Genomic DNA, 22,583 nt, shown 5'->3' with positions numbered 1-22,583 from the left:
CCTAGTTGGAGGCGACGCGTCCGCGGCGGGCGCGGAGCTGCTCGAGTGCCTCATTGAGGAGCTCGGCCGCCTCTTCCTCGGTGCGTCGTTCCTTGACGTACGCGAGGTGGGTCTTGTAGGGCTCGAGCTTGACAAGGCTCGGCGGGGCCTCCTTGTCGCGGCCGGCGGGCAGGCCGGACTGGGGAGAGTCGATCAACTCGGGGATTTCGGCATCCGGAAGGCTCGCCGCGAAGTAGCGGACGGTCTGGTTGCCGAGCGCGTCCCAGTAGGAGACGGCGATCCGCTCCGTCTGGTACCCGCGATCCTGCTCGCCCATCGGGCCGGAGCCGACGCGCGAGCCGCGAATTGCACTTCCACCTGATGCCATGGTGTGTCCTAACTTCCGCTGAACTTGGTGATCAAACCGAGAACGATGATGCAGGTGATCCAGAGAAGCCCCAGGAACACCGTTATTCGATTCAGGTTACGCTCCGCGACGCCGGATGCGCCGAGATTCGAGGTCACTCCACCGCCGAACATATCGGACAGCCCGCCACCACGTCCGCGGTGCAGGAGGATGAGCAAGGTCAACAGGAGGCTCGTAATGCCGAGCAGGACCTGCAGGATGACCTGGAGAATTTCCACGAAAAAAGCCTTTCAATGCGGCGATGAGCCGTTGTTCAGTATAACCGCTGGTCAGACGCCGACATGCTTCTGAAAGCGAGCAATATTAGAGAACTCAGTGATGTCGAGGCTAGCGCCGCCGACGAGGGCTCCATCGACATTGGGCTGGCGCATGAATCCCGCGATGTTGCCCGACTTGACAGAGCCGCCGTAGAGGACGCGGGTCTTGTCGGCGGCATCCTGTCCGATTTTCTCGGCGACGACGGCACGCAACGCGGCGCACACCTGCTCGGCCTGCTCGGGCGTCGCGGCCTGGCCTGATCCGATGGCCCAGACGGGCTCGTAGGCGACGACGATGTCGGCGCCCTGCGGCACCGTCGCGAGAGCGACCTTCAGCTGAGACACGGGCACCGCGCTCGGGCCGTGGGTCTCGAGGTCCTCGGCGGTCTCGCCGACGCAGATGACGGGAACGAGTCCGTGGCGCAGGGCCGCGGCGGTCTTCGCCGCGACGACGGCGTCGGTCTCGTTGTGCAGGGTGCGTCGCTCGGAGTGCCCGATGATGACGTAGCTGCAGTCGAGGGCCCGGAGGAATTGCCCAGAGATCTCGCCAGTGTAGGCGCCGGAATCGTGCTCGGACAGGTCCTGCGCGCCGAATTTGAGGGAGAGCTTGTCGGCCGAGATGAGAGTCTGCACCGAGCGGAGGTCGGTGTAGGGCGGGAACACCGCGACCTCGACGTCGTTGAAGTCGAGCCTCGCGTCTTTCAGGCTCCAGGCGAGCTTTTGCACGAAAGCGATCGACTGCAGGTGGTCGAGGTTGAGCTTCCAGTTGCCCGCGATCAGCGGGACGCGCCCGTTCGTGGTCATGCTTGCCATCCGAGAATCTCCAGTCCTGGGAGACGCTTGCCCTCGAGGAACTCGAGGCTCGCGCCACCACCCGTTGAAATGTGTCCAAATTGTTCGTCCGTGAAGCCGAGCACGCGCACCGCCGCAGCCGAGTCGCCCCCGCCTACGACGGAGAGTCCGTCGATCTCTGTGAGGGCCTCGGCGACGGTTTTCGTGCCCGCCGCGAACGGCGCGAGCTCGAACACGCCCATCGGGCCATTCCAGAAGACCGTCTTCGAGGCACGGATGACCTCGGCGAATCGCGCAGCAGTGTCGGGACCGATGTCGAGTCCGAGTCCGGATGCGCCGAAGGGCGTGTTCTCGATGCCGTCCGCCGGCGCGACGATGTGCTCGGCATCCGGTCCGAATCTCGAGGCCACGACGATGTCGGTGGGCAGCACGATCTCGACGCCGAGGCGCTCGGCCTCGTCGAGGTAGCCGCGCACGACGTCGAGCTGGTCCTCCTCGAGCAGGCTCTCTCCGACCTTGTGGCCGAGGGCCGCGAGGAAGGTGAAGAGCATGCCGCCGCCAATGAGCAGCGAGTCGACGCGGGGAAGGAGGTGCGCGATGACTCCGAGCTTGTCGGAGACCTTTGAGCCGCCGAGAACGACCGTGTAGGGCCGGGTCGGCGTGGCGGTGAGCTTGTAAAGCACCGCGAGTTCGGTCGCGATGAGCGCGCCTGCCGAGCTGGGAAGCAGCTCGGCGAGCTCGTAGACGCTCGCCTGCTTGCGGTGCACGACGCCGAAACCGTCGGACACGAACGCGTCGCCGAGTGCGGCGAGCTGAGCCGCGAACTCGCGGCGGTCGGCGTCGGACTTCGAAGTCTCGCGCGCGTCGAACCTCAGGTTCTCGAGCAGCGCGACCTGGCCGTCGGCGAGCCCGGCGGCCACTTCGGCAGCTGAGCTTCCGACGGTGTCCTCCGCGAAGGCGACGCTCTGCCCGAGCAGCTCGCCCAGTCGCTGGGCGACCGGGGCGAGGCTGTACTTCGGGTCGGGAGTGCCGTCGGGCCGGCCGAGGTGCGAGATCACAATGACTCGCGCCCCGGCGCCCACGAGCGCACCCAGGGTAGGCAGGGAAGCACGGATCCGTCCGTCGTCCGTGATCCGTCCGTCCTTCAACGGAACGTTCAGATCGCAGCGGACGATGACCTTCCTGCCTGCCAGCGGTCCGAGGGAATCGATCGTGCGGAGCGTCATTCCTCTGCCCTCGCGTTGCTAGAGCTTGGCCGCGACGTACTCGGTCAGGTCGACGAGACGGTTCGAGTAGCCCCACTCGTTGTCGTACCACGAGGCTACCTTGACCTGGTTGCCGAGCACCTTGGTGAGTCCGGCGTCGAAGATCGAGGAGTGCGGGTCGCCGACGATGTCGCTCGAGACGATCGGCTCCTCGGTGTACTTCAGGATTCCCTTGAGCGGGCCCTCTGCGGCGGCCTTGTAGGCCGCATTGATCTCCTCGACCGTGACGGTCCCGGAGACCTCGACAGTGAGGTCGGTGATCGAGCCGGTGGGCACGGGAACGCGCAGCGCGTAGCCGTCGAGCTTGCCCACGAGAGCGGGGATGACGAGGCCGAGGGCCTTGGCGGCACCGGTCGACGTCGGGATGATGTTGAGGGCGGCGGCACGGGCGCGGCGCAGGTCGCTGTGCGGGCCGTCCTGCAGGTTCTGGTCGGCGGTGTAGGCGTGCACCGTGGTCATGAGACCGCGTTCGATACCGAAGTTGTCGAGCAGCACCTTGGCGAGCGGCGCGAGGCAGTTCGTCGTGCAGGACGCGTTGGAGATGATGTCGTGCACGGCCGAGTCGTAGATGTCCTCGTTGACGCCGAGCACGATCGTGGCGACGTTGTCGCCGGTCGCGGGCGCGGAGACGAGAACCTTCTTGGCGCCTGCGGTGATGTGCTTGCGGGCGTCGGCGGCCTTAGTGAAGAATCCGGTCGACTCGATGACAATGTCGACTCCGAGCTCGCCCCACGGAAGGTTCGCGGGGTCGCGCTCGGCGAACACGAGGATGGGCTTGCCGTTGACGATGATCTTGTCGCCCTCGAGCTCGACCGTCGCGTCCAGGCGTCCGCTGATGGAGTCGTACTTGAGCAGGTGCGCGAGCGACTTGTTGTCGGTGAGGTCGTTGACCGCGACGATTTCGACGTCGCTGCCCTTGGCGAGGGCGGCGCGGAAGTAGTTGCGGCCGATGCGGCCGAAGCCGTTGATACCGATCTTGACAGTCAAGGGGGCTCCTGATGTTCTGGCGCGACGAGCGCGCGTGGTGATGGGGAGAAGAAGAGTGAGTAGACGCGGCGACGGTGTGGTGCACGGGAGGACCCGGGCACTTCACCGCTACGACAGTAGCAGCAGGCCGTTCGTCTTCTCGCGGGCCGTTTCGAAGCGCTTCTGCACGTTCGCCCAGTTCGCGATGTTCCAGAATGCCTTCACGTAGTCCGCGCGCACGTTGCGGTAATCGAGGTAGTACGCGTGCTCCCAGACGTCGAGCAGGAGCACGGGGACCGTGCCGGCCGCGAAATTGCTCTGCTGGTCGAAGAACTGCTGGATGATGAGACGCTCGCCGATGGAATCCCAGACGAGCGCGGCCCAGCCGGACCCCTGCACGCCGAGTGCGGCGGCCGTGAAGTGCGCCGTGAACTTGTCGAAGGAGCCGAAGTTGTCGTCGAGTGCCGACGCGAGCTCGCCGGTGGGCTTGTCGCCGCCATCGGGTGAGAGGTTGGTCCAGAACACGGAGTGGTTGACGTGCCCGCCAAGGTTGAACGCGAGGTCCTTCTCGAGCTTGTTCACGTTGGCGAGATTGCCGCTGTCGCGCGCCTCGGCCAGCTGGGCCAGCGCGGCGTTCGCCCCGGTCACATAGGCCTGGTGGTGCTTGCCGTGGTGGAGCTCCATGATCGTGCCACTGATGCTCGGCTCGAGTGCGGCGTAGTCGTACGGCAGTTCGGGAAGTGTGTAATCAGCCATTCGTTTGTCTCCTAGCTTCAATTTTTCCCGGTGCGGGAACCGCGTGACCCGGGTGACCAATCCAGTCTAGTTATCGTGCGCGTCACTCGTCGTCGTAGTCGGGCGGCAGGTTTGCGTCGGTGCCCGGAATTCCGAGGTCGACGGCGCGCTTGTCGGCCATCGCGAGGAGCCGGCGGATGCGTCCCGCGACGGCATCCTTCGTCATCGGTGGGTCCGCGTGGTGTCCGAGCTCGTCAAGGCTGGAGTCGCGGAAGTTCAGGCGCAGCTCCCCCGCGTACTTCAGGTGGTCCGGCACGTTGCCGTCGAGAATCTCCAGGGCCCGTTCGACCCGGGCGCAGGCGGCGACAGCGGCCTGCGCGGAGCGGCGCAGGTTTGCGTCGTCGAAGTTGACCAGCCGGTTGGCGGTCGCGCGCACCTCCCGGCGCTGCCGCAGCTCCTCCCAGTGCAGCACGGTGGCGTGCGCGCCCATGTGGACGAGCATGGCGCTGATCGCATCGGCGTCGCGGATGACGACGCGGTGCACGCCGCGCACTTCGCGGGCCTTCGCCTGCACCTTGAGTCGGCCGGCGGCGCCAACGAGGGCGAGGGCGGATTCGTTGCCGGGGCAGGTGATCTCGAGCGCCGCGGAGCGTCCCGGGTCGGTGAGCGAGCCGTGGGCGAGGAACGCGCCGCGCCACACGGCGGCGATCTCCTCGCGGCTTCCGGTCGTGAGCCGGTTGGGGAGGCCTCTGATGGGGCGGCGCCGCGCGTCGAGGAGCCCCGTCTGCCGCGCGAGGGTCTCCCCGCCGTCGAGCACACGCACGAGGTAGTGGCTCGTGCGGCGCAGGCCTGAGGCGGACATCACGGAGATCTCGCTGCGCACGCCGTACAGCTCGGCAAGGTCCTTGCGCACCCGCTTGGCGAGCTGGGCGGTGTCGAGCTCCGATTCGACCGCGATCCGGCCCGAGATCAGGTGCAGCCCGCCGGAGAAGCGCAGGATGGTGGCGAGTTCGGCGGCGCGAATGGTCGTCTTGGCGACCTCGATGCGGGCCAGTTCGTCTTTGACGTCGGCGGTTAGTGCCACGGTGGGAAAATCCTTTGCTGTTCGTGTCGGCCGTACGCCGGCGACCCGGATATCCGGGTGAGATTCACTCGCGACCGAGGTCGCGGTGCTTGACGCTCACGGCCACACCGGGAAGGTCTCGAAGTCGCGTGGCGAATTCTTCCGCGACGGCAACCGACCGGTGCTTCCCCCCGGTGCATCCAATGGCGATCGTAGCGTGTCTCTTGTTCTCGCGCTGATAGCCGGCGAGCACCGGAGTAATGGCCGCGGCATAGTCTGTCACGAACTGGCTCGCGCCTTCTTGCGCGAGCACGTAGTCGCTCACCTGGCGGTCGAGGCCGGTGAACGAACGCAGCTCCGGGATCCAGAACGGATTGGGCAGGAAGCGCATGTCGGCGACGAGGTCGGCGTCGGTCGGGAGTCCGTACTTAAACCCGAAACTCAGAAGCGTCACCTGCAGCCCGGGTGTGTCGCCCCCGGTGAAGGCCTCGACGATCTTGGTCGAGAGCTGGTGGATGTTGAGGTCGGAGGTGTCGATGATGAGGTCGCTGGCTTCGCGAAGGTCGAGCATCTTCTCGCGCTCCGCGGTGATCCCGTCGAGGATAGTGCCGTCTTCCTGAAGCGGATGCGGGCGCCGTACCTGCTCGAATCGGCGCACGAGGGCAGCATCCGTCGCCTCCAGGAAGAGCACGCGGAGCTGAGTGCCGTTGCGCAGGGAGCGGATGATCTCGGCGAGGTCGCGAAACAGCGCGCCGCCGCGCACGTCGACGACCGCGGCGATCTTGGGCAGGTTCGATCCGGCCCGTTCGACGAGCTCGACGAGCGGGCGCAGCATCTGCGGTGGGAGATTGTCGACGACGTACCAGCCGAGGTCTTCGAGCGCGTTGCCGACCGTCGACCTGCCCGCCCCCGACATTCCGGTGATGATGAGTACTTCCTGCTGGACGGGAGGGTCGGTCATCGTGTTCGTTACCGCTTCTACTCGATTCGGGGTGCAGTTCGGGGTCAAGCCTACCGATGTGCGCGCGGGCGCCTCAGGCTCGGAGGGTGCGGTGGATGACCTCGGCGAGGGCGGGGCCGATGCCGTTGACCTCGGTGATCGCTGCCGCATCCGCCGCCCTCAACTGCTTGACCGACCCGAAGTGGCGCAGCAGCTCCCGGATCCGGGAGGGCCCGAGCCCCGGGATGCCATCGAGCACCGAGGAGATGTCCTTGCTCCGGCGCTGGCGCTGGTAGCTGATCGCGAAGCGGTGCGCCTCGTCTCGGATCCTTTGGAATAGGAACAGGGCGTCGCTGTTGCGCGGCAGGATCACAGGGTAGTCGGAGTCGGGCAGCCAGATCTCTTCGAGTCGTTTGGCGATGCCGCAGAGCTGGATCCCGGTCACCCCGGCGTCAGCCATCGCCTTCGCTGCGGCCGCGACCTGCGGCTGGCCGCCGTCGACGATGAGCAGGTTCGGACGGTAGGCGAACTTCTTGACCGCCTGGTCGTCGTCGCCCGCGCGGGTGGTCTCCTGGTCGACGTTCGCAAGCCGGCGGGAGAGGGTTTGGTAGATCGACTGGGTGTCGTCGGTCGACTCGGGGATGCTGAACCGTCGGTACTGGTCTTTTTTGGGCAGCCCGTCCTCGAACACGACCATCGAGGCGACGATGTTGGTGCCGCTCAGGTGGGAGACATCGAAGCACTCTATCCGCAGGGGGGCCTCCGGCATACCGAGCGCCTCCTGGATGTCGGCGAGTGCCTGAGACCTCGCGACGAAGTCGCCGCTGCGTTTGGACTTGTAGAGCACAAGGGCGTTGTGGGCGTTCGTGGCGACGGTCAGGGCGAGCGCGGCCTTGTCGCCGCGCTGCGCGCTGCGCAGGGCCACCCGTCCGGTCTCGCCGCGGTCGCCGCGGAGGCGGGTGAGCAGCAGCTCAAGCGCGGCCGAGTCGTCGGGGAGCTCGGGGATGAGGATCTCCCGCGGCGGCACGGCGTCCTCGTAGGCCTTCTGCAGCACCGTGTCGACAAGTGCGCCGAGGTCGAGGTCGAGCTCCTTATCGACAACCCAGCCGCGCACCCCGCGGATCCGGCCCCCGCGCACCATGAACTGCTGCACCGCGGCGGCGAGCTCGTCGTGCGCGATGCCGAAGATGTCGACGTCGATGTCGTCGTGCAGCACAATTGTGCTCTTCGCGAGCGCCGCCTCGAGTGCGCCCAGCTGGTCTCGGATGCGGGCGGCCGATTCGTAGTCCTGCTCCGCCGCCGCGCGCTTCATCCGGGTGGTGAGGTCGGCGAGGTAGCGGGAGTCGTTGCCACCCATGAACGACGCGAAGTCGAGCGCGACCGACTTGTGCTCCTCTTTTTTGACCCGGCCGACGCACGGCGCGACGCATTTGCCGATGTCGCCGAGAAGGCAGGGCCGACCCGTCTGTTCGGCCCGCTTGTAGGTCGAGTCGGTGCAGCTGCGCATCGGGAACGCCTTGAGCATCTGGTCGACCGTCTCGCGGATTGCCCAGACCTTGGTGTACGGGCCGAAGTAGCGCGCCCCGGGGATCTTGCGGTTGCGGGTGATGAAGACTCGCGGAACGGGATCGCCGAGGGTGATCGCGAGGTACGGGTAGGTTTTGTCGTCCCGGAACTTCACGTTGAATGGCGGGTCGAACTCCTTGATCCAGGTGTACTCGAGCTGCAGTGCCTCGAACTCGGAGCCGACGACGGTCCAGTCGACGGAGTCGGCGGCAAGCACCATGCGCCTGGTGCGCTCGTGCAGGGTGCGCAGCGGCGCGAAGTAGTTGCTCAGGCGCGCGCGCAAGCTGTTCGCCTTGCCGACGTAGAGCACGCGGCCGGAGGCATCGCTGAACCGGTACACGCCCGGCAGGGTCGGGATGTCACCGGCTTTCGGCCGGTACGCAACGGTGTCGGCCATCGGTTATCCGGCGGCGACTGCGGCTGCCGCGACCTTCGCGCGTGGGGCCTTCGTAGTGGCGGGAGTGCCCTTCGCCGCCTTCGCTGCCGACTTTGCGATCGCTGCACGCGCAGCATCCGCCGCCAGCACCTCGCCGAGGAACACGCCGGTGTGGCTCTTGGCGTTCTTCGCGAGTTGCTCGGGCGTGCCGGTGCCGATGACCACTCCGCCACCGGAACCGCCCTCGGGTCCGAGGTCGATGAGCCAGTCAGCCGACTTGATCACGTCGAGGTTGTGCTCGATCACGATGACGGTGTTGCCCTTCTCGACGAGCCCGCCGAGCACGATCAGGAGCTTGCGCACGTCTTCGAAGTGCAGCCCGGTGGTCGGTTCGTCGAGCACGTAGACGCTACGCCCGTTGGAACGCTTCTGCAGCTCGGTCGCGAGCTTCACGCGCTGTGCCTCGCCGCCCGACAGCGTCGTGGCGCTCTGGCCGAGCCGCACATAGCCGAGGCCGACGTCGACGAGGGTCGTGAGGAATCGGCTGATCGAGCCGATGGCCTCGAAGAACTGCGCGGCCTCGCTGATCGGCATGTCGAGCACCTCGGCGATGCTCTTGCCCTTGTAGTGCACCGTGAGGGTGTCGCGGTTGTACCGGGCGCCGTCGCAGACCTCGCAGACGACGTACACGTCGGGCAGGAAGTTCATCTCGATCTTGATCGTGCCGTCGCCCGAGCAGTTCTCGCAACGCCCGCCCTTGACGTTGAAGCTGAAGCGGCCGGGCAGGTAGCCGCGCGCCTTGGCCTCCTGGGTCTCGGAGAACAGGTTGCGGATCTTGTCGAACACACCGGTGTAGGTCGCCGGGTTGGAGCGCGGGGTGCGGCCGATCGGCGCCTGGTCGACGTGCACGACCTTGTCGAGGTTGTCGAGCCCGGTGACCCTCGTGTGCTTGCCGGGGATCTGCCGCGCGCCGTTGAGCTCGTTCGCGAGCACCTTGTAGAGGATGTCGTTGATGAGCGAGGACTTACCCGAGCCGCTCACCCCGGTGACGGCCACGAACAGTCCAAGGGGGAACTCGACGGTGACGTTGCGCAGGTTGTTCGCCCGCGCGCCCTCGACGATGAGCTTGCGCTTCGCGTCGACCGGCCGCCGCTTCGCCGGGGCCTCGATCGAACGGCGCCCGGAGAGGTAGTCGCCCGTCATCGAGCGCCTGTTCTCGAGCAGGTCCTCGTACGAGCCGGAGTGCACCACCTCTCCCCCGTGCTCCCCCGCGCCCGGACCGATATCGACGATCCAGTCGGCGGTGCGGATGGTGTCCTCGTCGTGCTCCACGACGATGAGGGTGTTGCCGAGGTTCTTGAGCTTCACGAGTGTCTCGATGAGGCGCCGGTTGTCCCGCTGGTGCAGTCCGATGCTCGGCTCGTCGAGCACGTAGAGCACCCCGGTCAGGCCGGACCCAATCTGGGTCGCGAGCCGGATGCGCTGGGCCTCTCCCCCGCTGAGCGACCCCGCGGCGCGCGCCAGATTCAGGTAGTTGAGGCCGACTTCGATGAGGAACGAGAGCCGGGCGCGGATCTCGCGCAGCACGGCGGCGGCGATCTTCGCCTCCCGCTCGGAGAGCTCGAGGAGCTGCATGAACTCGAAGGCGTCGACGAGGCTGAGCTCGGCGACATCCGAGATGTTGTGGTCGTGCACCGTCACCGCGAGAACCTCGGGCCGCAGCCGCTTGCCGTCGCAGACCGGGCACGGGATCTCGCGCAGGTAGCTCGAGTAGCGCTGCCTCGCGGCATCCGTCTCCGCCTCGAGGAACTTGCGCTCGATGTACGGCATGACCCCCTCGAAGCCGGTGGAGTATTTCATTTCGCGGCCGTAGCGGTTCTTCCACTTCACGGTCACCTCGAAGTTGTTGCCCTTGAGGATCGCCTCCTGCACCTCGTCGCCGAGGTCGCGCCACGGGGTTGTGAGCGAGAAGTCGAGGTCGTGGGCGAGACCCTGCAGCAGCCGCTGAAAGTAAGTGAATAGGCCCTTGCCGGATTGGGTCCAGGGCAGGATGACGCCCTCGGCGAGGCTCAGGGCGGGGTCGCCGAGGAGCAGCTCGGAGTCGACCGACATGCGAGTGCCGAGGCCGGAGCACTCCGGGCAGGCGCCGAACGGCGCGTTGAACGAGAAGGTGCGCGGCTCGATCTCGGTGAGCTGTACCGGATGCCCGTTCGGGCAGGAGAGCTTCTCAGAGAAGTTGCGCCAGGCCTTCTCGCCCTTCTCATCGATGAAGTTGATCGAGACGAGGCCGTCGGTCAGGCGCAGCGCGGTCTCGAGGGAGTCGGTGAGACGGCTGAGGATGTCGTCGGCCGCCACGAGCCGGTCGACGACGACCGAGATGTCGTGCTTGATCTGCTTCTTGAGTGTCGGCGGGTCGCTCAGCTGGATCTGCTCGCCGTCGACGATCGCGCGGGAGTATCCGGTGGCGGCGAGTTCGCGGAACAGGTCGACGAATTCGCCCTTCTTCTTCGAGACGACCGGGCTGACGACCTGGTATCGGGTGCCGGCCGACAGTGTCATGAGCTGGTCGGCGATCTGCTGCACCGTCTGCTTCTCGATCTTCTCACCGCAGATCGCGCAGTGTGGCACACCGATCCGAGCCCAGAGCAGGCGCATGTAGTCATAGATCTCGGTGATCGTGCCGACCGTCGACCGCGGGTTGCGGTTGGTGGACTTCTGGTCGATCGAGACGGCGGGGCTCAGTCCCTCGATGAAGTCGACGTCGGGCCGGTCGACCTGGCCGAGGAACTGGCGGGCGTACGCGGAGAGCGACTCGACGTAGCGGCGCTGCCCCTCGGCGAAGATCGTGTCGAATGCGAGGGACGATTTGCCCGAGCCGGACAGGCCGGTGAAAACGACGAGCGAGTCGCGAGGAATTTCCAGGTCGACGTTGCGGAGGTTGTGGACCCTGGCGCCTCGGACACTGAGCACGGAACCGGATTCTACGTTCGAAATAGACACTCTCTATATCCTACGGACGCCACCGACATCCGCCTGACAGCGGGCCGTGAGCGGCCTCGTCGGCCATCCGGCCAGCGCGGATCCGATCACGAGAGGTGACCCGCCGCCTCCATCTGGCGCAGCTCCTTCTTAAGATCGGAGACCTCGTCGCGCAGCCGTGCCGCGAGCTCGAACTTCAGCTCTCCCGCCGCCTGAAGCATCTGCTCGTTGAGGTCACGGATTATGCTCTCGAGGTCGCCTGCGCCGGCTGCGGCGAGGCCCTCCCGGCGAAGGCCCGGCGTGGCGGAACGCTTGCGGCCGTCGCGCCCGGCCAGCAGCGCCTGGGTGTCGGCCTGCTCGCGCTGCAGTATCTCGGTGATGTCGGCGATGCGCTTGCGCAGGGGCTGCGGGTCGACGCCGCGCTCGAGGTTGTAGGCGACCTGCTTCTCGCGCCGCCTCGAGGTCTCGTCGATCGCCTTCTTCATCGAGTCGGTGAGCACGTCGGCGTACATGTGCACGGCACCAGAGACGTTGCGGGCGGCGCGGCCGATGGTCTGGATGAGCGAGGTTGCCGACCGTAGGAAGCCCTCCTTGTCGGCATCCAGAATCGCGACGAGCGACACCTCCGGCAGGTCGAGCCCCTCCCTCAGCAGGTTGATGCCCACGAGCACGTCGTAGACGCCTGCCCGCAGCTCGGTGAGCAGCTCGACCCGGCGGAGAGTGTCGACGTCGGAGTGCAGGTAGCGCACGCGCACCCCGGCCTCACCGAGGAAGTCGGTGAGCTCCTCCGCCATCTTCTTGGTGAGGGTCGTGACAAGCACCCTCTCGTCTTTCGCCGCGCGGATGCGGATCTCCTCGAGCAGGTCGTCAATCTGGCCTTTGGTGGGCTTGACGACAATCTCCGGGTCGATGAGCCCGGTCGGCCGGATGATCTGCTCGACGATGGAGTCGGTGATGCCCATCTCGTACTTGCCCGGCGTCGCCGACAGGTACACTTTCTGCCCGACCCGGTCGAGGAACTCGTTGAACTTCAGCGGGCGGTTGTCCATCGCGCTCGGCAGGCGGAAACCGTGCTCCACGAGGGTGCGCTTGCGCGAGGCATCCCCCTCGTACATTGCCCCGATCTGAGGAATCGTGACGTGCGACTCGTCAATGACGACGAGGAGGTCGTCGGGAAAGTAGTCGATCAGGCAGTGCGGGGCCTCGCCGGGCGCTCGCTGGTCGATGTGCCTGGAGTAGTTCTCGATGCCGCTGCAGAAACCGATCTGCTCCATCATCTCGAGGTCGAAGGTCGTGCGCATGCGCAGCCGCTGCGCCTCGAGCAGCTTGCCCTCGCGCTCGAGCTGGCCGAGCCGCTCGGCGAGCTCCTCCTTGATCGTGACGGTCGCAGCGCGCATCGCCTCATCGCCGGCGACGTAGTGCGACCCGGGGAAAACCGATACGGCGTCGAGCTTCTTGACGACGTCGCCGGTGAGCGGATGCAGGGAGTAGAGGGCCTCGATCTCGTCGCCGAACATCTCGATGCGGATCGCGAGCTCCTCGTACATCGGGATGATCTCGATCGTGTCACCGCGCACGCGGAAGTTTCCACGGGAGAAGTCGACATCGTTGCGCTGGTACTGCATCGACACGAACTTGCGGATCAGCACGTCGCGGTTGATGCGCATCCCGACCTGCAGCGCCATCATCGCGTCGAGGTACTCCTCTGAGCTTCCGAGGCCGTAAATGCAGGAGACGGTCGAGACCACGATGACGTCGCGCCGGCTCAGCAGGGAGTTCGTCGTGGAGTGCCGCAGCCGCTCCACCTCGGCGTTGACCGAGCTGTCTTTCTCGATGAAGGTGTCGGTCTGCGGAACGTACGCCTCGGGCTGGTAGTAGTCGTAGTAGGAGACGAAGTACTCGACGGCGTTGTTCGGCATGAGTTCGCGGAACTCGTTGGCGAGCTGTGCGGCGAGGGTCTTGTTGTGGGCGAGCACGAGGGTCGGCCGCTGCACCTGCTCGATCAGCCAGGCCGTCGTCGCGGACTTGCCGGTTCCGGTGGCGCCGAGCAGCACGACATCCGTCTCCCCCGCGTTGATGCGGGCCGTGAGTTCGGCGATTGCCGCCGGCTGGTCGCCGCTCGGCGTGTATTCGCTGATGACCTCAAACGGGCGCACTGAGCGCGTTGGTTCCATGCTGCAAGCTTAGGCAGCACCACTGACAGTCGGGTCAGTGTTTGCCAGCAGCGGAACCGGCGACCGTCTCCCACAGGGCGTCGACCTGCGCGCGCGTCTGCTCGATGGTGCCGGTGTTGTCGATGACGACGTGGGCGATCGCCCGACGCTCGTCGTCGCTCGCCTGCGACCGGAGGCGCCGCTCGACGTCGTCCCGCGACATGCCGCGGATCTCGACCATGCGGCGGATGCGCTCGGCAACGGCTGCCTCGACCACGACCACGAGGTCGTACCCGTGCGCGACGCTTGTCTCGGCCAGCAGCGGCACGTCGTAGACGACGATCGCGTTCGGGTCGTCCGCCTCAGCGGCGGAGATCCGCTCGCGTGTGAGCGCCCGTACCGCGGGGTGCGTGATGCCATTGAGGATCTCGAGCCGCGCGGGGTCGGCGAAGACGATCGCGCCGAGCGCGGCGCGGTCGAGCCGGCCCTCACCGTCGATGACGGATGCGCCGAACTGCCCCGCGATCGCCTCGAGCGCCGGCGTGCCGGGCTCGACGACCTCGCGCGCGAGCAGGTCGGCATCGATCACGACTGCGCCGCGTTCGGCGAGGCGCGCGCTCACGAGCGATTTGCCGGACGCGATGCCGCCGGTCAGTCCGATCAGATACATCCGCTCATGGTATCCGTGCGGGTGCCGACGTTCGCGCGCGTGCTGTTCACCCGCGTGCATGCGATTACTGCCACGCGAGCGAACAACATGCGCGGGAACGCGCAGCGACTTCTTTACGGTTCGCCCGTAGCATCGAAGCAGGAGACCCCTGGAGGCGCCCATGATCGAGTTGCTGACCGGCACCGGCCTCGCGCTGGCCGCCGGGCTCAATGCCTACATCCCCCTGCTCGCCCTCGGCCTTGCCGCGCGCTTTCTCGACGTCGTTGCCCTTCCGCCGGCGTGGGCCTGGCTCGAGAACGAGTGGGTGCTCGCGATCCTCGGGGTGCTGCTCGTTGTCGAGTTCTTCGCCGACAAGATTCCCGCGGTCGACACGATCAACGACTGGCTTCAGACGGTCGTGAGACCCACAGCAGGCGGCATCGCCTTCAGCACCGGCACCGGCACAGAAACGAGGGCGGTGACCGACCCGGCGGAACTGTTCAGCACGAACTGGGTTCCCCTGGTCATGGGAATCCTCCTCGCGCTCGGTGTGCACCTGCTGAAGATGGCGGCTCGCCCGGTGCTCAACGTCGCCACGGCTGGTGCCGCCGCTCCTGTCGCGAGCATCACCGAGGACATCGTGAGCGTCGCCCTCAGCGTGCTTGCCGTTGCCGTTCCGATCCTGCTGATCGTGCTGATTCCGGCGCTCGCGATCGGCGGATGGGCCGCGATCCGCGCGGTCCGGCGACGGCGAGGTGAGCGCGCGCCCGCCCCCCCGCCCGCCTGAACGCCGGCCTGAACGCCTGTGAGAGTACGCGATTCGGCTTTTCAACTACTCAAAGAGCAGCCGAATCCCGTACTCTCACCGCTCACCGCGCAGCCAGGGGCCTACGCTCGCCGTGCGACGCCGTCTCGGCAGCGCAACGACAAAGCGGCCGGGCCCCCAGAGGGACCCGGCCGCTTCACACCACTCGGTTAGGAGTTGTTGGACAGCTTCTCGCGAAGGGCCGCAAGCGTCGCGTCGTCGGCGAGGGTTCCGGCGGAGTCAGCGTCGGTCGAGAACGAGGAGCCGGCAGCGGCGGGCGCCTCGCGAACCTCGTTGGCAGCCGTGGAGACCTGCTTCTTGTGGGCTTCCCAGCGAGCCTGGGCTGCAGCGTAGTCCTGCTCCCACTTCTCGCGCTGGGTCTCGAAGCCCTCTTTCCACTCGTTGGTCTCCGGGTCGAAGCCGTCGGGGTACTTGTAGTTCCCGGCGTCGTCGTACTCGGTGAGCATTCCGTAGAGGGCCGGGTCGAACTCGGTGCCGTCGGGGTCGACGCCGTCGTTCGCCTGCTTCAGCGAGAGGGAGATGCGGCGACGTTCGAGGTCGATGTCGATGACCTTGACGAATACCTCGTCGCCGACCGAGACAACCTGCTCGGCGAGCTCGACGTGCTTGCCCGACAGCTCGGAGATGTGCACGAGGCCCTCGATGCCTTCTGCAACGCGAACGAACGCGCCGAAGGGGACGAGCTTCGTGACCTTGCCCGGTGCAACCTGTCCGATTGCGTGGGTGCGGGCGAAGACCTGCCACGGGTCTTCCTGCGTCGCCTTGAGCGACAGGGAGACGCGCTCGCGCTCGAGGTCGACCTCGAGGATCTCGACGGTGACCTCCTGGCCAACCTCGACAACCTCTGAGGCGTGCTCGATGTGCTTCCAGCTGAGCTCGGAGACGTGAACGAGACCGTCGACGCCGCCGAGGTCGACGAACGCGCCGAAGTTGACGATCGACGAGACGACACCCTTGCGAACCTGGCCCTTGGCGAGGTTGTTGAGGAACGTCGTGCGGCTCTCGGACTGGGTCTGCTCGAGCAGCGCACGGCGCGACAGGACCACGTTGTTGCGGTTCTTGTCGAGCTCGAGGATCTTCGCTTCGATCTCCTGGCCGAGGTACGGGGTCAGGTCGCGGACACGGCGCAGCTCGATGAGCGACGCGGGCAGGAACCCACGCAGGCCGATATCGACGATGAGGCCACCCTTGACGACCTCGATGACCGAACCGGTCACCACGCCGTCGGCGTCCTTGATCTTCTCCACGTCGCCCCACGCACGCTCGTACTGCGCGCGCTTCTTCGACAGGATGAGGCGGCCTTCCTTGTCCTCCTTCTGGAGAACGAGGGCTTCGACCGTGTCGCCGACGGATACAACCTCGTCGGGGTTGACGTCGTGCTTGATCGAAAGCTCGCGAGAGGGGATAACACCCTCGGTCTTGTAACCGACGTCGAGGAGAACCTCGTCACGATCGATCTTGACGACGATGCCCTCGATGAGGTCTCCGTCGTTGAAAAACTTCAGCGTCTTTTCGACCGCGGCAAGAAAGTCTTCAGCAGATCCAATGTCATTGATGGCGACCTGCTTGGGTGCCCTATCGGTCGTTGCGATTGTCATATAAGTAAATGCTCCAGGATGGACATAATTCGGGCCTCGGCGGATGTTGCACGGTGAAGTTGCCGGAGGCGTGTGGATGGGGTCGCCGCAAAACGCAGCCGTTCTACCATAGCCGGGCGGGTGCACAGCGGCAACCGCGCCGTCCCGGCGAGTCGATCTCTGGGCGGTCAGCCGAGGAGGGCAGCCCGCAGTGTGTCGAGTCCGACCCCGCCGATGTCGAGCGCGCGGCGGTGGAAGGCGCGGATGTCGAAGTCGTCGCCCTCGCGCGCCTGGAAGTCGTCGCGCAGCTGCTCCCAGATGCGCTGGCCGACCTTGTAGGAGGGGGCCTGTCCGGGCCAGCCGAAGTAGCGGTTGACCTCGAAGCGCACGAACGGCTCGTTCATGTTGACGTTGGCCTTCATGAACTCGAAGGCGTAGTCGTAGTCCCAGACCCCGGTGCCGTCGAGGCGCGGCTTGCCGAGGTGCACGCCGATGTCGAGCACGACGCGCGCCGCGCGCATCCGCTGTCCATCGAGCATGCCGAGGCGGTCGCCCGGGTCGTCCAGGTAGCCGAGCTGCTGCATGAGCCGCTCGGCGTACAGAGCCCAGCCCTCGGCGTGGCCCGAGGTGCCGGCGAGCTGGCGCCGCCAGGTGTTGAGCTTCGCGCGGTTGAAGACGGCCTGGCCGAGTTGCAGGTGATGGCCGGGAACACCCTCGTGGTAGACCGTGGTCGTCTCGCGCCAGGTGTTGAACTCGGTGACGCCCTCCGGCACCGACCACCACATGCGGCCGGGGCGGCTGAAATCGTCGCTCGGGCTCGTGTAGTAGATGCCGCCCTCCTTGGTCGGCGCGATGAGGCATTCGAGGCGGGTGATCGGGGCGGGAATGTCGAAGTGCGACTCGCCAAGCTCGGCCACGGCGGTGTCGCTGAGCTTCTGCATCCACTCCTGCAGTGCGGCTGTGCCGTGCAGGGTGCGTGCGGGGTCGGCGTCGAGCAGGGCGATGGCCTCGGCGACGGATGCTCCCGGCTTGATCTCGTTTGCGATGGACTCCTGCTCCGCGGTCATCCGCGCGAGCTCCTGGATGCCCCACTCGTAGGTCTCGTCGAGGTCGATGGTGGCGCCGAGGAAGCGGCGGGACTGCAGCGCGTAGAGCTCGCGGCCGACGGCGTCGCTCTCGGTCGCGGCGGGCAGCAGTTCGTTCTCGAGGAACGCGGCGAGCACCCCGTAGGCGCCGGCGGACGCGATCGCGCCGCTCGCGAGGTCGGCGGTGACCGACTCGGGCAGCGCCGATCCGCCGTCGAGTTGCGCACCGGCGGTGAACTCGAAGAAGAAGCCGTCGGACGCCTCGTGCTTGCGGGCCTGGGCGAGCACCTCGCGCACCTGGCGCTTGGCTGGGGTGATCTGCCGGTCGATCCCGGCGCGGAGGGACTGGATGTAGCCGTCGATCGCGGCAGGGAGGTTGCGAAGTCGTCCGGCGATGTTCGCCCAGTCCTCTGCGGATGCCGTGGGCATGAGGTCGAGCACGTCGCGCAGCCCCTGCGCCGGCGAGGCGATGACGTTGAGGTCGCGCATCCACAGCCCGGCCTCGCTCTCCTCGACCGTGAGCTGGAGGTCGGCGCCCAGATCGGTCTTCGTGACCCAGTCGACGTCATCGACGGCATCCGTCTCATCGAGCAGCGCGATGACTCTCGTGACCTCGTCGATGTACCGTGCGTGGCCAGCAGGCGACAGGTCGCCGTACTCGTCGAGGCGTCCGGGGATGCCGATCCAGGTCGCGACCGTGGGGTCGAGGTCGGCGAGGGTCAGTACCCAGTCCTCGGCGATTCGGTCGATCGAAGTGGTGGTGCGCGGAGTGGTGACGGCGTCGTTGGTCATCACCCGAGCCTAGGACAGGGAGTGAGTAAATTACCGCTACTGCGCGTCGAGGTCGGAGCCCAGCAGCTCGATGAGGGTGTCGAGCGCGGCATCCGCCCCGTCGCCCTCCGCGCTCAGGTGCACGGTCTCGCCGTGGTCGATGCCGAGGGAGAGCACGCCGAGGATGCTCGCGGCGTTGACCCGGCGCCCTTCCTGGCTCATGAGGGTGATCGGAATGCCGGTCGCGGCGGCGGCCTGGCAGAACAGTGAGGCCGGGCGCGCGTGCAGTCCGATCGCCGAGGCGATGACAACGGTGCGTTCGGCCATGTGCTGCCCCTCGATCGTCATGCGTCAACCCTAGCCGCGGTCAGTGCGCCGCGGCGTCCCAGTTCGGCCCCGTGCCGATCTGCACGTCGAGGGGAACCGAGAGGTCGGCGGCCTGTCCCATGCGGTGCTCCACGATGCCGCTGAGCTCGTCGAGCTCACCGTCGGCGACCTCGAACACGAGTTCGTCGTGCACCTGGAGCAGCATGCGGGAGCCGAGGCCCCGCGACCGGAGGTCGTCGGAGATGCCGAGCATCGCGATCTTCATGATGTCGGCCGCCGAACCCTGAATTGGCGCGTTGAGGGCGGCGCGCTCGGCGTTCTCGCGCAGCACCCGGTTCGCGGAGTTGAGGTCCGCGAACGGACGGCGCCGACCGAAGATCGTCTCGGTGTACCCGTCGACGCGCGCCTGCACGACGACGTTGCGCAGGTAGTCGCGCACCGCGCCGAAGCGGGCGAAGTAATCGCCCATGAGCTGCTTCGCCTCTGCCGTGTCGATGCGGAGCTGCTTCGAGAGCCCGAACGCGCTCAGCCCGTAGGCGAGCCCGTACGACATCGCCTTGACCTTGCCGCGCATGACCGGGGTGACCTCCGACGGTGCGACCCCGAAGATGCGGGCGCCCACGAATCGGTGCAGGTCCTCCCCCTCGTTGAACGCGGCGATCAGGCCGGCGTCGCCGGACAGGTGCGCCATGATGCGCATCTCGATCTGCGAATAGTCGGCGGTGAGAAGCGTGCTGAAGTTGCCACCGTGCTCGAACGCCGAGCGAATCTCGCGGCCGATCTCGGTCCTGATCGGGATGTTCTGCAGGTTCGGGTCGGTCGACGAGACGCGTCCGGTGCTCGTGCCGGTCTGGTCGTAGCGGGTGTGCACGCGGTCGTCGGGTTCGATCGCCTTCTCGAGGGTCTCGATGATCTGGCGCAGCTTGGTCGCGTCGCGGTGCTTGAGCAGCAGGTCGAGGAACGGATGCGGGTTCTGCTCCTGCAGGTCGGCGAGCGAGGCGGCATCCGTAGAAAACCCCGTCTTGTTCGCGCGCGTCTTCGGCATCCCCAACTCGTCGAACAGCACCTGCTGAAGCTGCTTCGGCGAGCCGAGGTTCACTTCGCGGCCGATCTCCGCGTAGGCGCGGGATTGCAGGTCCCCCGCGGTTTCGGCCAGCTGTGTCGACAGGCGCCCGAGCACCTGCGCATTGACCGTGATTCCGGTGAGTTCCATCTCGGCGAGCACCGTCACGAGCGGGAGCTCGATGCCCTCGAGCACTCCCCTGGTGGTGTCGTCGAGGGCGTCCTCGAGGTAGTCGGCGACCTCGAGCAGGTACCAGGCCTCGGTCGCCACGCTCACCGCGCCCGTCTCCGGCACGAGCTGGTTCGGGTCGGACTGGGGCAGGGTGAGGCCGAGGAAGTCGTACACCTGGCCGGCGAGGTCCTTTGTGGAGCCACCCGGCTTGAGCAGCCATGCGGCGATCCGCGTGTCGAACCGGATGCCGGCGAGGTCGAGTCCGACACCGCGCAGTGCCTTGAGGTCGGCCTTCGCGTCGAACAGCACCTTCGGGGCAGGGCCGGCGAGCCACGCTTCGAGCGCCGTGTAGTCGGGGCGGCCGGGAGCCCAGGGCACATAGGCGGAGTCGTGGTTCGCGGCGAGCCCGAACCCCGTGATGCCCTCGACACCACGCTCGATGCGCAGGGCGAGGGGCTTGGTGTGCCCGGTGGAGGCCGTATCGATCCAGTGGGCGAGCTCCTCGTCGACGAGGGTGCGCACCGGGGGGATTGCGGCGGCGGCGGCATCCGGGATCGCGAGCAGCTCGCTCGGGTCGGCGGTGGCGCCGGCGAGCTTGAGCACCCGCTCGAGCAGCGTCTTGAACTGCAGCTTCGCGAAGACCTCGCGCACCGCACGCTCGTCGACGGGTCGTCGTTGCAGGTCGTTCGGCCCGACAGGCAGCACTACGTCGCACAGCAGGTGGTTGAGCTTGCGGTTGCGGATCGCCCGGTCGGACTGCTCCCGCAGCTTCTCGCCGACGACGCCCTTGATGTCGCCGGAGTGGGCGAGTACCTCGGTGAGACTGCCGTACTGGGTGATCCACTTCACGGCGGTCTTCTCGCCCACCTTGTCGATGCCGATGAGGTTGTCGCTCGTCTCACCGACGAGCGCGGCGATGTCGGGGTACTGGTGCGGTTCGATCCCGTAACGCTCGAACACGGCGTCGCGGTCGTAGCGCTTGAGCTCGGAGACGCCGCGCGCGTTGGGGTACAGCAGGGTGACGTCGTCGTTCACCATCTGGATGGCGTCGCGGTCGCCGGAGACGACCAGGACCTTGTAGCCCTGCGCCGCGCCCTGGGTGGCGAGGGTGGCGAGGATGTCGTCGGCCTCGTAGTCCTCCTTGGTGATGGTCGTGATGCCCATCGCCCCCAGCGCCTCCTCGAGCAGGGGAATCTGGCCGACGAACTCGGGCGGTGTCTCGCCGCGGGTGCCCTTGTACTCGGGGTACTCGCGGGTGCGGAAGGAGAAGCGGGAAATGTCGAAGGCAACACCGAGGTGGGTGGGTTTCTCGCTCTGCAGCAGGTTGATCAGCATCGCGATGAACCCGTGGATCGCGTTGGTGTGCTGCCCCTCCCGGTTCTGGAAGCTATCGACCGGGAGCGCGTAAAACGCACGGAACGCCAGCGAATGGCCGTCGATGATGAGCAGAGTAGGCTTTTCGTTGTCCGACACGCAGCAAGCCTACCGGCGGCTGGCGACATGCCGAGGACCGACGAAAGCAGCCGATGACGACCTTCCCCACGGACCTCGACCCGGAACTGGTCGCACGCCTGATCGACTCCGGGGGCGGAGCGCTCGCCAGGAAGATGGGCATCGAATTTGTCGAGCTGTCGGCCGCGAAGTCCCTGGCGCGGATGCCCGTGGAGGGCAACACCCAGGTGGTCGGGCTGCTGCACGGCGGCGCGCACGTGGTGCTCGGCGAGACGCTGGGCTCGGTGTCATCCGCCATCCACGCGGGCCCCGGACGTTATGCCGTCGGGATCGAGATCAACGCCACCCACAGCCGCTCGATCACGAGCGGGTGGGTGACGGCCACGTGCACCGCGCTCGTGCTCGGCCGCACCCTGGCGACCCACGAGATCGTCGTCACCGACGCCGAGGGCCGCAGGCTCTCGACGGTGCGGATGACGAACATGCTTCGCGAGATGTAGCTGCCCGCGATCCGCTGCTACCGCAGCAGCCGACTACTTCTTGGCGGAGAGCTGCTCGATGATCGACTGCGCGACGTCGTGCATGGTGAGGCGACGGTCCATCGAGGCCTTCTGGATCCAGCGGAACGCCTCGGGCTCGCTGAATCCCATCTTCTCGTTGAGCAGGCCCTTGGCCCGGTCGACGAGCTTGCGGGTCTCGAACCGCTCGACGAGGTCGGCGACCTCGGCCTCGAGCGTGATGATCTGGGCGTACCGCGAGAGGGCGATCTCGATCGCGGGCAGCAGGTCGTTCGGGGTGAACGGCTTGACGACGTAGGCGAGCGCTCCGGCCTCGCTCGCGCGCTCGACCAGTTCCTTCTGGCTGAACGCGGTGAGCAGCACGACGGGAGCGATGTGGTTCTTGCTCAGGCGTTCGGCGGCGGAGATGCCGTCGAGGAGGGGCATCTTCACGTCCATGATGACGAGGTCGGGGCGCAGCTCGGTCGCCAGTGCGACCGCGGTCTCGCCGTCTCCGGCCTCGCCGACGACCTCGAATCCGTTGTCGCGGAGGGTTTCGACGATGTCGAGGCGGATGAGGGATTCGTCCTCTGCCACAACGACGCGGCGGGGGGCTTGCTGGACGGCATCCTGGTCGGTCATGCCTAAACCCTACGGTATTCTGAAC

At 66.8% G+C, this 22,583-nt stretch carries 19 protein-coding genes; 2 read left to right on the top strand and 17 right to left on the bottom strand.

Translation table 11 applies throughout. The features are described from left to right. Nucleotide 1: 1 nt before the first annotated feature. From BHD05_RS10690 to coaE, 12 genes are all read right to left on the bottom strand, one after another. Nucleotides 2-367: an RNA polymerase-binding protein RbpA gene (locus BHD05_RS10690; RefSeq protein ID WP_161886414.1), complete on the bottom strand. Its 366-nt coding sequence runs from the start codon at nucleotides 365-367 to the stop codon at nucleotides 2-4. A gap of 8 nt (nucleotides 368-375) precedes the next feature. Further along, nucleotides 376-624, bottom strand: a complete 249-nt coding sequence (gene secG / locus BHD05_RS10685; protein ID WP_161886413.1) for a preprotein translocase subunit SecG — start codon at nucleotides 622-624, stop codon at nucleotides 376-378. A gap of 51 nt (nucleotides 625-675) precedes the next feature. Beyond that, nucleotides 676-1,467 (bottom strand): triose-phosphate isomerase, encoded by a 792-nt coding sequence (gene tpiA, locus BHD05_RS10680; protein WP_418763802.1) that lies wholly within the window; start codon nucleotides 1,465-1,467, stop codon nucleotides 676-678. Further along, a complete protein-coding gene (locus BHD05_RS10675; protein ID WP_161886411.1) occupies nucleotides 1,464-2,681 on the bottom strand; it encodes a phosphoglycerate kinase in 1,218 nt (405 codons plus the stop codon). Before BHD05_RS10675 ends, tpiA begins: the two co-directional genes overlap by 4 nt. Nucleotides 2,682-2,699: 18 nt before the next feature. Next, nucleotides 2,700-3,707 carry a type I glyceraldehyde-3-phosphate dehydrogenase gene (gap, locus tag BHD05_RS10670; RefSeq protein WP_161886410.1) on the bottom strand — a complete coding sequence of 336 codons (1,008 nt, stop codon included), beginning with the start codon at nucleotides 3,705-3,707 and terminating at the stop codon, nucleotides 2,700-2,702. Nucleotides 3,708-3,815: 108 nt separating this feature from the next. Continuing rightward, nucleotides 3,816-4,442, bottom strand: a complete 627-nt coding sequence (locus tag BHD05_RS10665; protein WP_161886409.1) for a superoxide dismutase — start codon at nucleotides 4,440-4,442, stop codon at nucleotides 3,816-3,818. Nucleotides 4,443-4,524: 82 nt separating this feature from the next. Continuing rightward, on the bottom strand, nucleotides 4,525-5,505 hold the full coding sequence (whiA, locus tag BHD05_RS10660; RefSeq protein WP_161886408.1) for a DNA-binding protein WhiA: 981 nt from the start codon (nucleotides 5,503-5,505) through the stop codon (nucleotides 4,525-4,527). A gap of 64 nt (nucleotides 5,506-5,569) precedes the next feature. Then, nucleotides 5,570-6,445, bottom strand: a complete 876-nt coding sequence (rapZ, locus tag BHD05_RS10655; RefSeq protein ID WP_161886407.1) for an RNase adapter RapZ — start codon at nucleotides 6,443-6,445, stop codon at nucleotides 5,570-5,572. A gap of 73 nt (nucleotides 6,446-6,518) precedes the next feature. Beyond that, nucleotides 6,519-8,387, bottom strand: a complete 1,869-nt coding sequence (uvrC, locus tag BHD05_RS10650) for an excinuclease ABC subunit UvrC (protein ID WP_161886406.1) — start codon at nucleotides 8,385-8,387, stop codon at nucleotides 6,519-6,521. Between the two features lie 3 nt (nucleotides 8,388-8,390). Beyond that, nucleotides 8,391-11,366, bottom strand: a complete 2,976-nt coding sequence (uvrA, locus tag BHD05_RS10645; RefSeq protein WP_161886405.1) for an excinuclease ABC subunit UvrA — start codon at nucleotides 11,364-11,366, stop codon at nucleotides 8,391-8,393. Between the two features lie 86 nt (nucleotides 11,367-11,452). Beyond that, on the bottom strand, nucleotides 11,453-13,519 hold the full coding sequence (gene uvrB, locus BHD05_RS10640; protein ID WP_161886404.1) for an excinuclease ABC subunit UvrB: 2,067 nt from the start codon (nucleotides 13,517-13,519) through the stop codon (nucleotides 11,453-11,455). Between the two features lie 34 nt (nucleotides 13,520-13,553). Further along, complete coding sequence (gene coaE, locus BHD05_RS10635; RefSeq protein ID WP_161886403.1) at nucleotides 13,554-14,168, bottom strand: dephospho-CoA kinase; 615 nt, start codon at nucleotides 14,166-14,168, stop codon at nucleotides 13,554-13,556. Nucleotides 14,169-14,328: 160 nt separating this feature from the next. Here coaE and BHD05_RS10630 point away from each other — a divergent pair, with 160 nt between their 5' ends. Next, nucleotides 14,329-14,934: a DUF4126 domain-containing protein gene (locus BHD05_RS10630; protein WP_202614196.1), complete on the top strand. Its 606-nt coding sequence runs from the start codon at nucleotides 14,329-14,331 to the stop codon at nucleotides 14,932-14,934. A 188-nt stretch (nucleotides 14,935-15,122) separates the two neighbouring features. Here the strand turns inward: BHD05_RS10630 and rpsA are convergent, their stop codons facing one another. From rpsA to polA, 4 genes are all read right to left on the bottom strand, one after another. Beyond that, nucleotides 15,123-16,571, bottom strand: coding sequence for a 30S ribosomal protein S1 (rpsA, locus tag BHD05_RS10625; protein ID WP_161886402.1), 1,449 nt, complete (start codon nucleotides 16,569-16,571; stop codon nucleotides 15,123-15,125). 167 nt (nucleotides 16,572-16,738) lie between these two features. Further along, entirely contained in the window at nucleotides 16,739-18,427 is a 1,689-nt protein-coding gene (locus tag BHD05_RS10620; RefSeq protein ID WP_161886401.1) for a DUF885 domain-containing protein, read from the bottom strand. A gap of 36 nt (nucleotides 18,428-18,463) precedes the next feature. After that, on the bottom strand, nucleotides 18,464-18,733 hold the full coding sequence (locus tag BHD05_RS10615; protein WP_161887487.1) for an HPr family phosphocarrier protein: 270 nt from the start codon (nucleotides 18,731-18,733) through the stop codon (nucleotides 18,464-18,466). 40 nt (nucleotides 18,734-18,773) lie between these two features. Further along, nucleotides 18,774-21,440, bottom strand: coding sequence for a DNA polymerase I (gene polA, locus BHD05_RS10610; protein ID WP_161886400.1), 2,667 nt, complete (start codon nucleotides 21,438-21,440; stop codon nucleotides 18,774-18,776). A gap of 53 nt (nucleotides 21,441-21,493) precedes the next feature. Here polA and BHD05_RS10605 point away from each other — a divergent pair, with 53 nt between their 5' ends. Continuing rightward, nucleotides 21,494-21,919, top strand: a complete 426-nt coding sequence (locus tag BHD05_RS10605; protein WP_161886399.1) for a PaaI family thioesterase — start codon at nucleotides 21,494-21,496, stop codon at nucleotides 21,917-21,919. A gap of 33 nt (nucleotides 21,920-21,952) precedes the next feature. Here BHD05_RS10605 and BHD05_RS10600 read toward each other — a convergent pair whose 3' ends face one another. Continuing rightward, on the bottom strand, nucleotides 21,953-22,558 hold the full coding sequence (locus BHD05_RS10600) for an ANTAR domain-containing response regulator (protein ID WP_161886398.1): 606 nt from the start codon (nucleotides 22,556-22,558) through the stop codon (nucleotides 21,953-21,955). Nucleotides 22,559-22,583: the final 25 nt, after the last annotated feature.

The sequence above is a fragment of the Marisediminicola antarctica genome (assembly GCF_009930795.1).
GTDB classification, from domain to species: Bacteria; Actinomycetota; Actinomycetes; order Actinomycetales; family Microbacteriaceae; genus Marisediminicola; species Marisediminicola antarctica.
The sequence above is the reverse complement of the archived record's forward strand: the minus strand, read 5'-3'. Positions and strand labels throughout refer to the sequence as shown.

Excerpts from the sequence above, each read along its gene's own strand:
- BHD05_RS10615 (WP_161887487.1), bottom strand. The coding sequence starts at position 18,733 with ATGGCCGAACGCACCGTTGTCATCGCCTCGGCGATCGGACTGCACGCG.
- tpiA (WP_418763802.1), bottom strand. The coding sequence starts at position 1,467 with ATGACCACGAACGGGCGCGTCCCGCTGATCGCGGGCAACTGGAAGCTC.
- BHD05_RS10605 (WP_161886399.1), top strand. The coding sequence starts at position 21,494 with ATGACGACCTTCCCCACGGACCTCGACCCGGAACTGGTCGCACGCCTG.
- BHD05_RS10620 (WP_161886401.1), bottom strand. The coding sequence starts at position 18,427 with ATGACCAACGACGCCGTCACCACTCCGCGCACCACCACTTCGATCGAC.
- BHD05_RS10630 (WP_202614196.1), top strand. The coding sequence starts at position 14,329 with ATGATCGAGTTGCTGACCGGCACCGGCCTCGCGCTGGCCGCCGGGCTC.
- coaE (WP_161886403.1), bottom strand. The coding sequence starts at position 14,168 with ATGTATCTGATCGGACTGACCGGCGGCATCGCGTCCGGCAAATCGCTC.
- BHD05_RS10675 (WP_161886411.1), bottom strand. The coding sequence starts at position 2,681 with ATGACGCTCCGCACGATCGATTCCCTCGGACCGCTGGCAGGCAGGAAG.
- BHD05_RS10665 (WP_161886409.1), bottom strand. The coding sequence starts at position 4,442 with ATGGCTGATTACACACTTCCCGAACTGCCGTACGACTACGCCGCACTC.
- uvrB (WP_161886404.1), bottom strand. The coding sequence starts at position 13,519 with ATGGAACCAACGCGCTCAGTGCGCCCGTTTGAGGTCATCAGCGAATAC.
- uvrC (WP_161886406.1), bottom strand. The coding sequence starts at position 8,387 with ATGGCCGACACCGTTGCGTACCGGCCGAAAGCCGGTGACATCCCGACC.
- rapZ (WP_161886407.1), bottom strand. The coding sequence starts at position 6,445 with ATGACCGACCCTCCCGTCCAGCAGGAAGTACTCATCATCACCGGAATG.
- BHD05_RS10600 (WP_161886398.1), bottom strand. The coding sequence starts at position 22,558 with ATGACCGACCAGGATGCCGTCCAGCAAGCCCCCCGCCGCGTCGTTGTG.
- rpsA (WP_161886402.1), bottom strand. The coding sequence starts at position 16,571 with ATGACAATCGCAACGACCGATAGGGCACCCAAGCAGGTCGCCATCAAT.
- BHD05_RS10690 (WP_161886414.1), bottom strand. The coding sequence starts at position 367 with ATGGCATCAGGTGGAAGTGCAATTCGCGGCTCGCGCGTCGGCTCCGGC.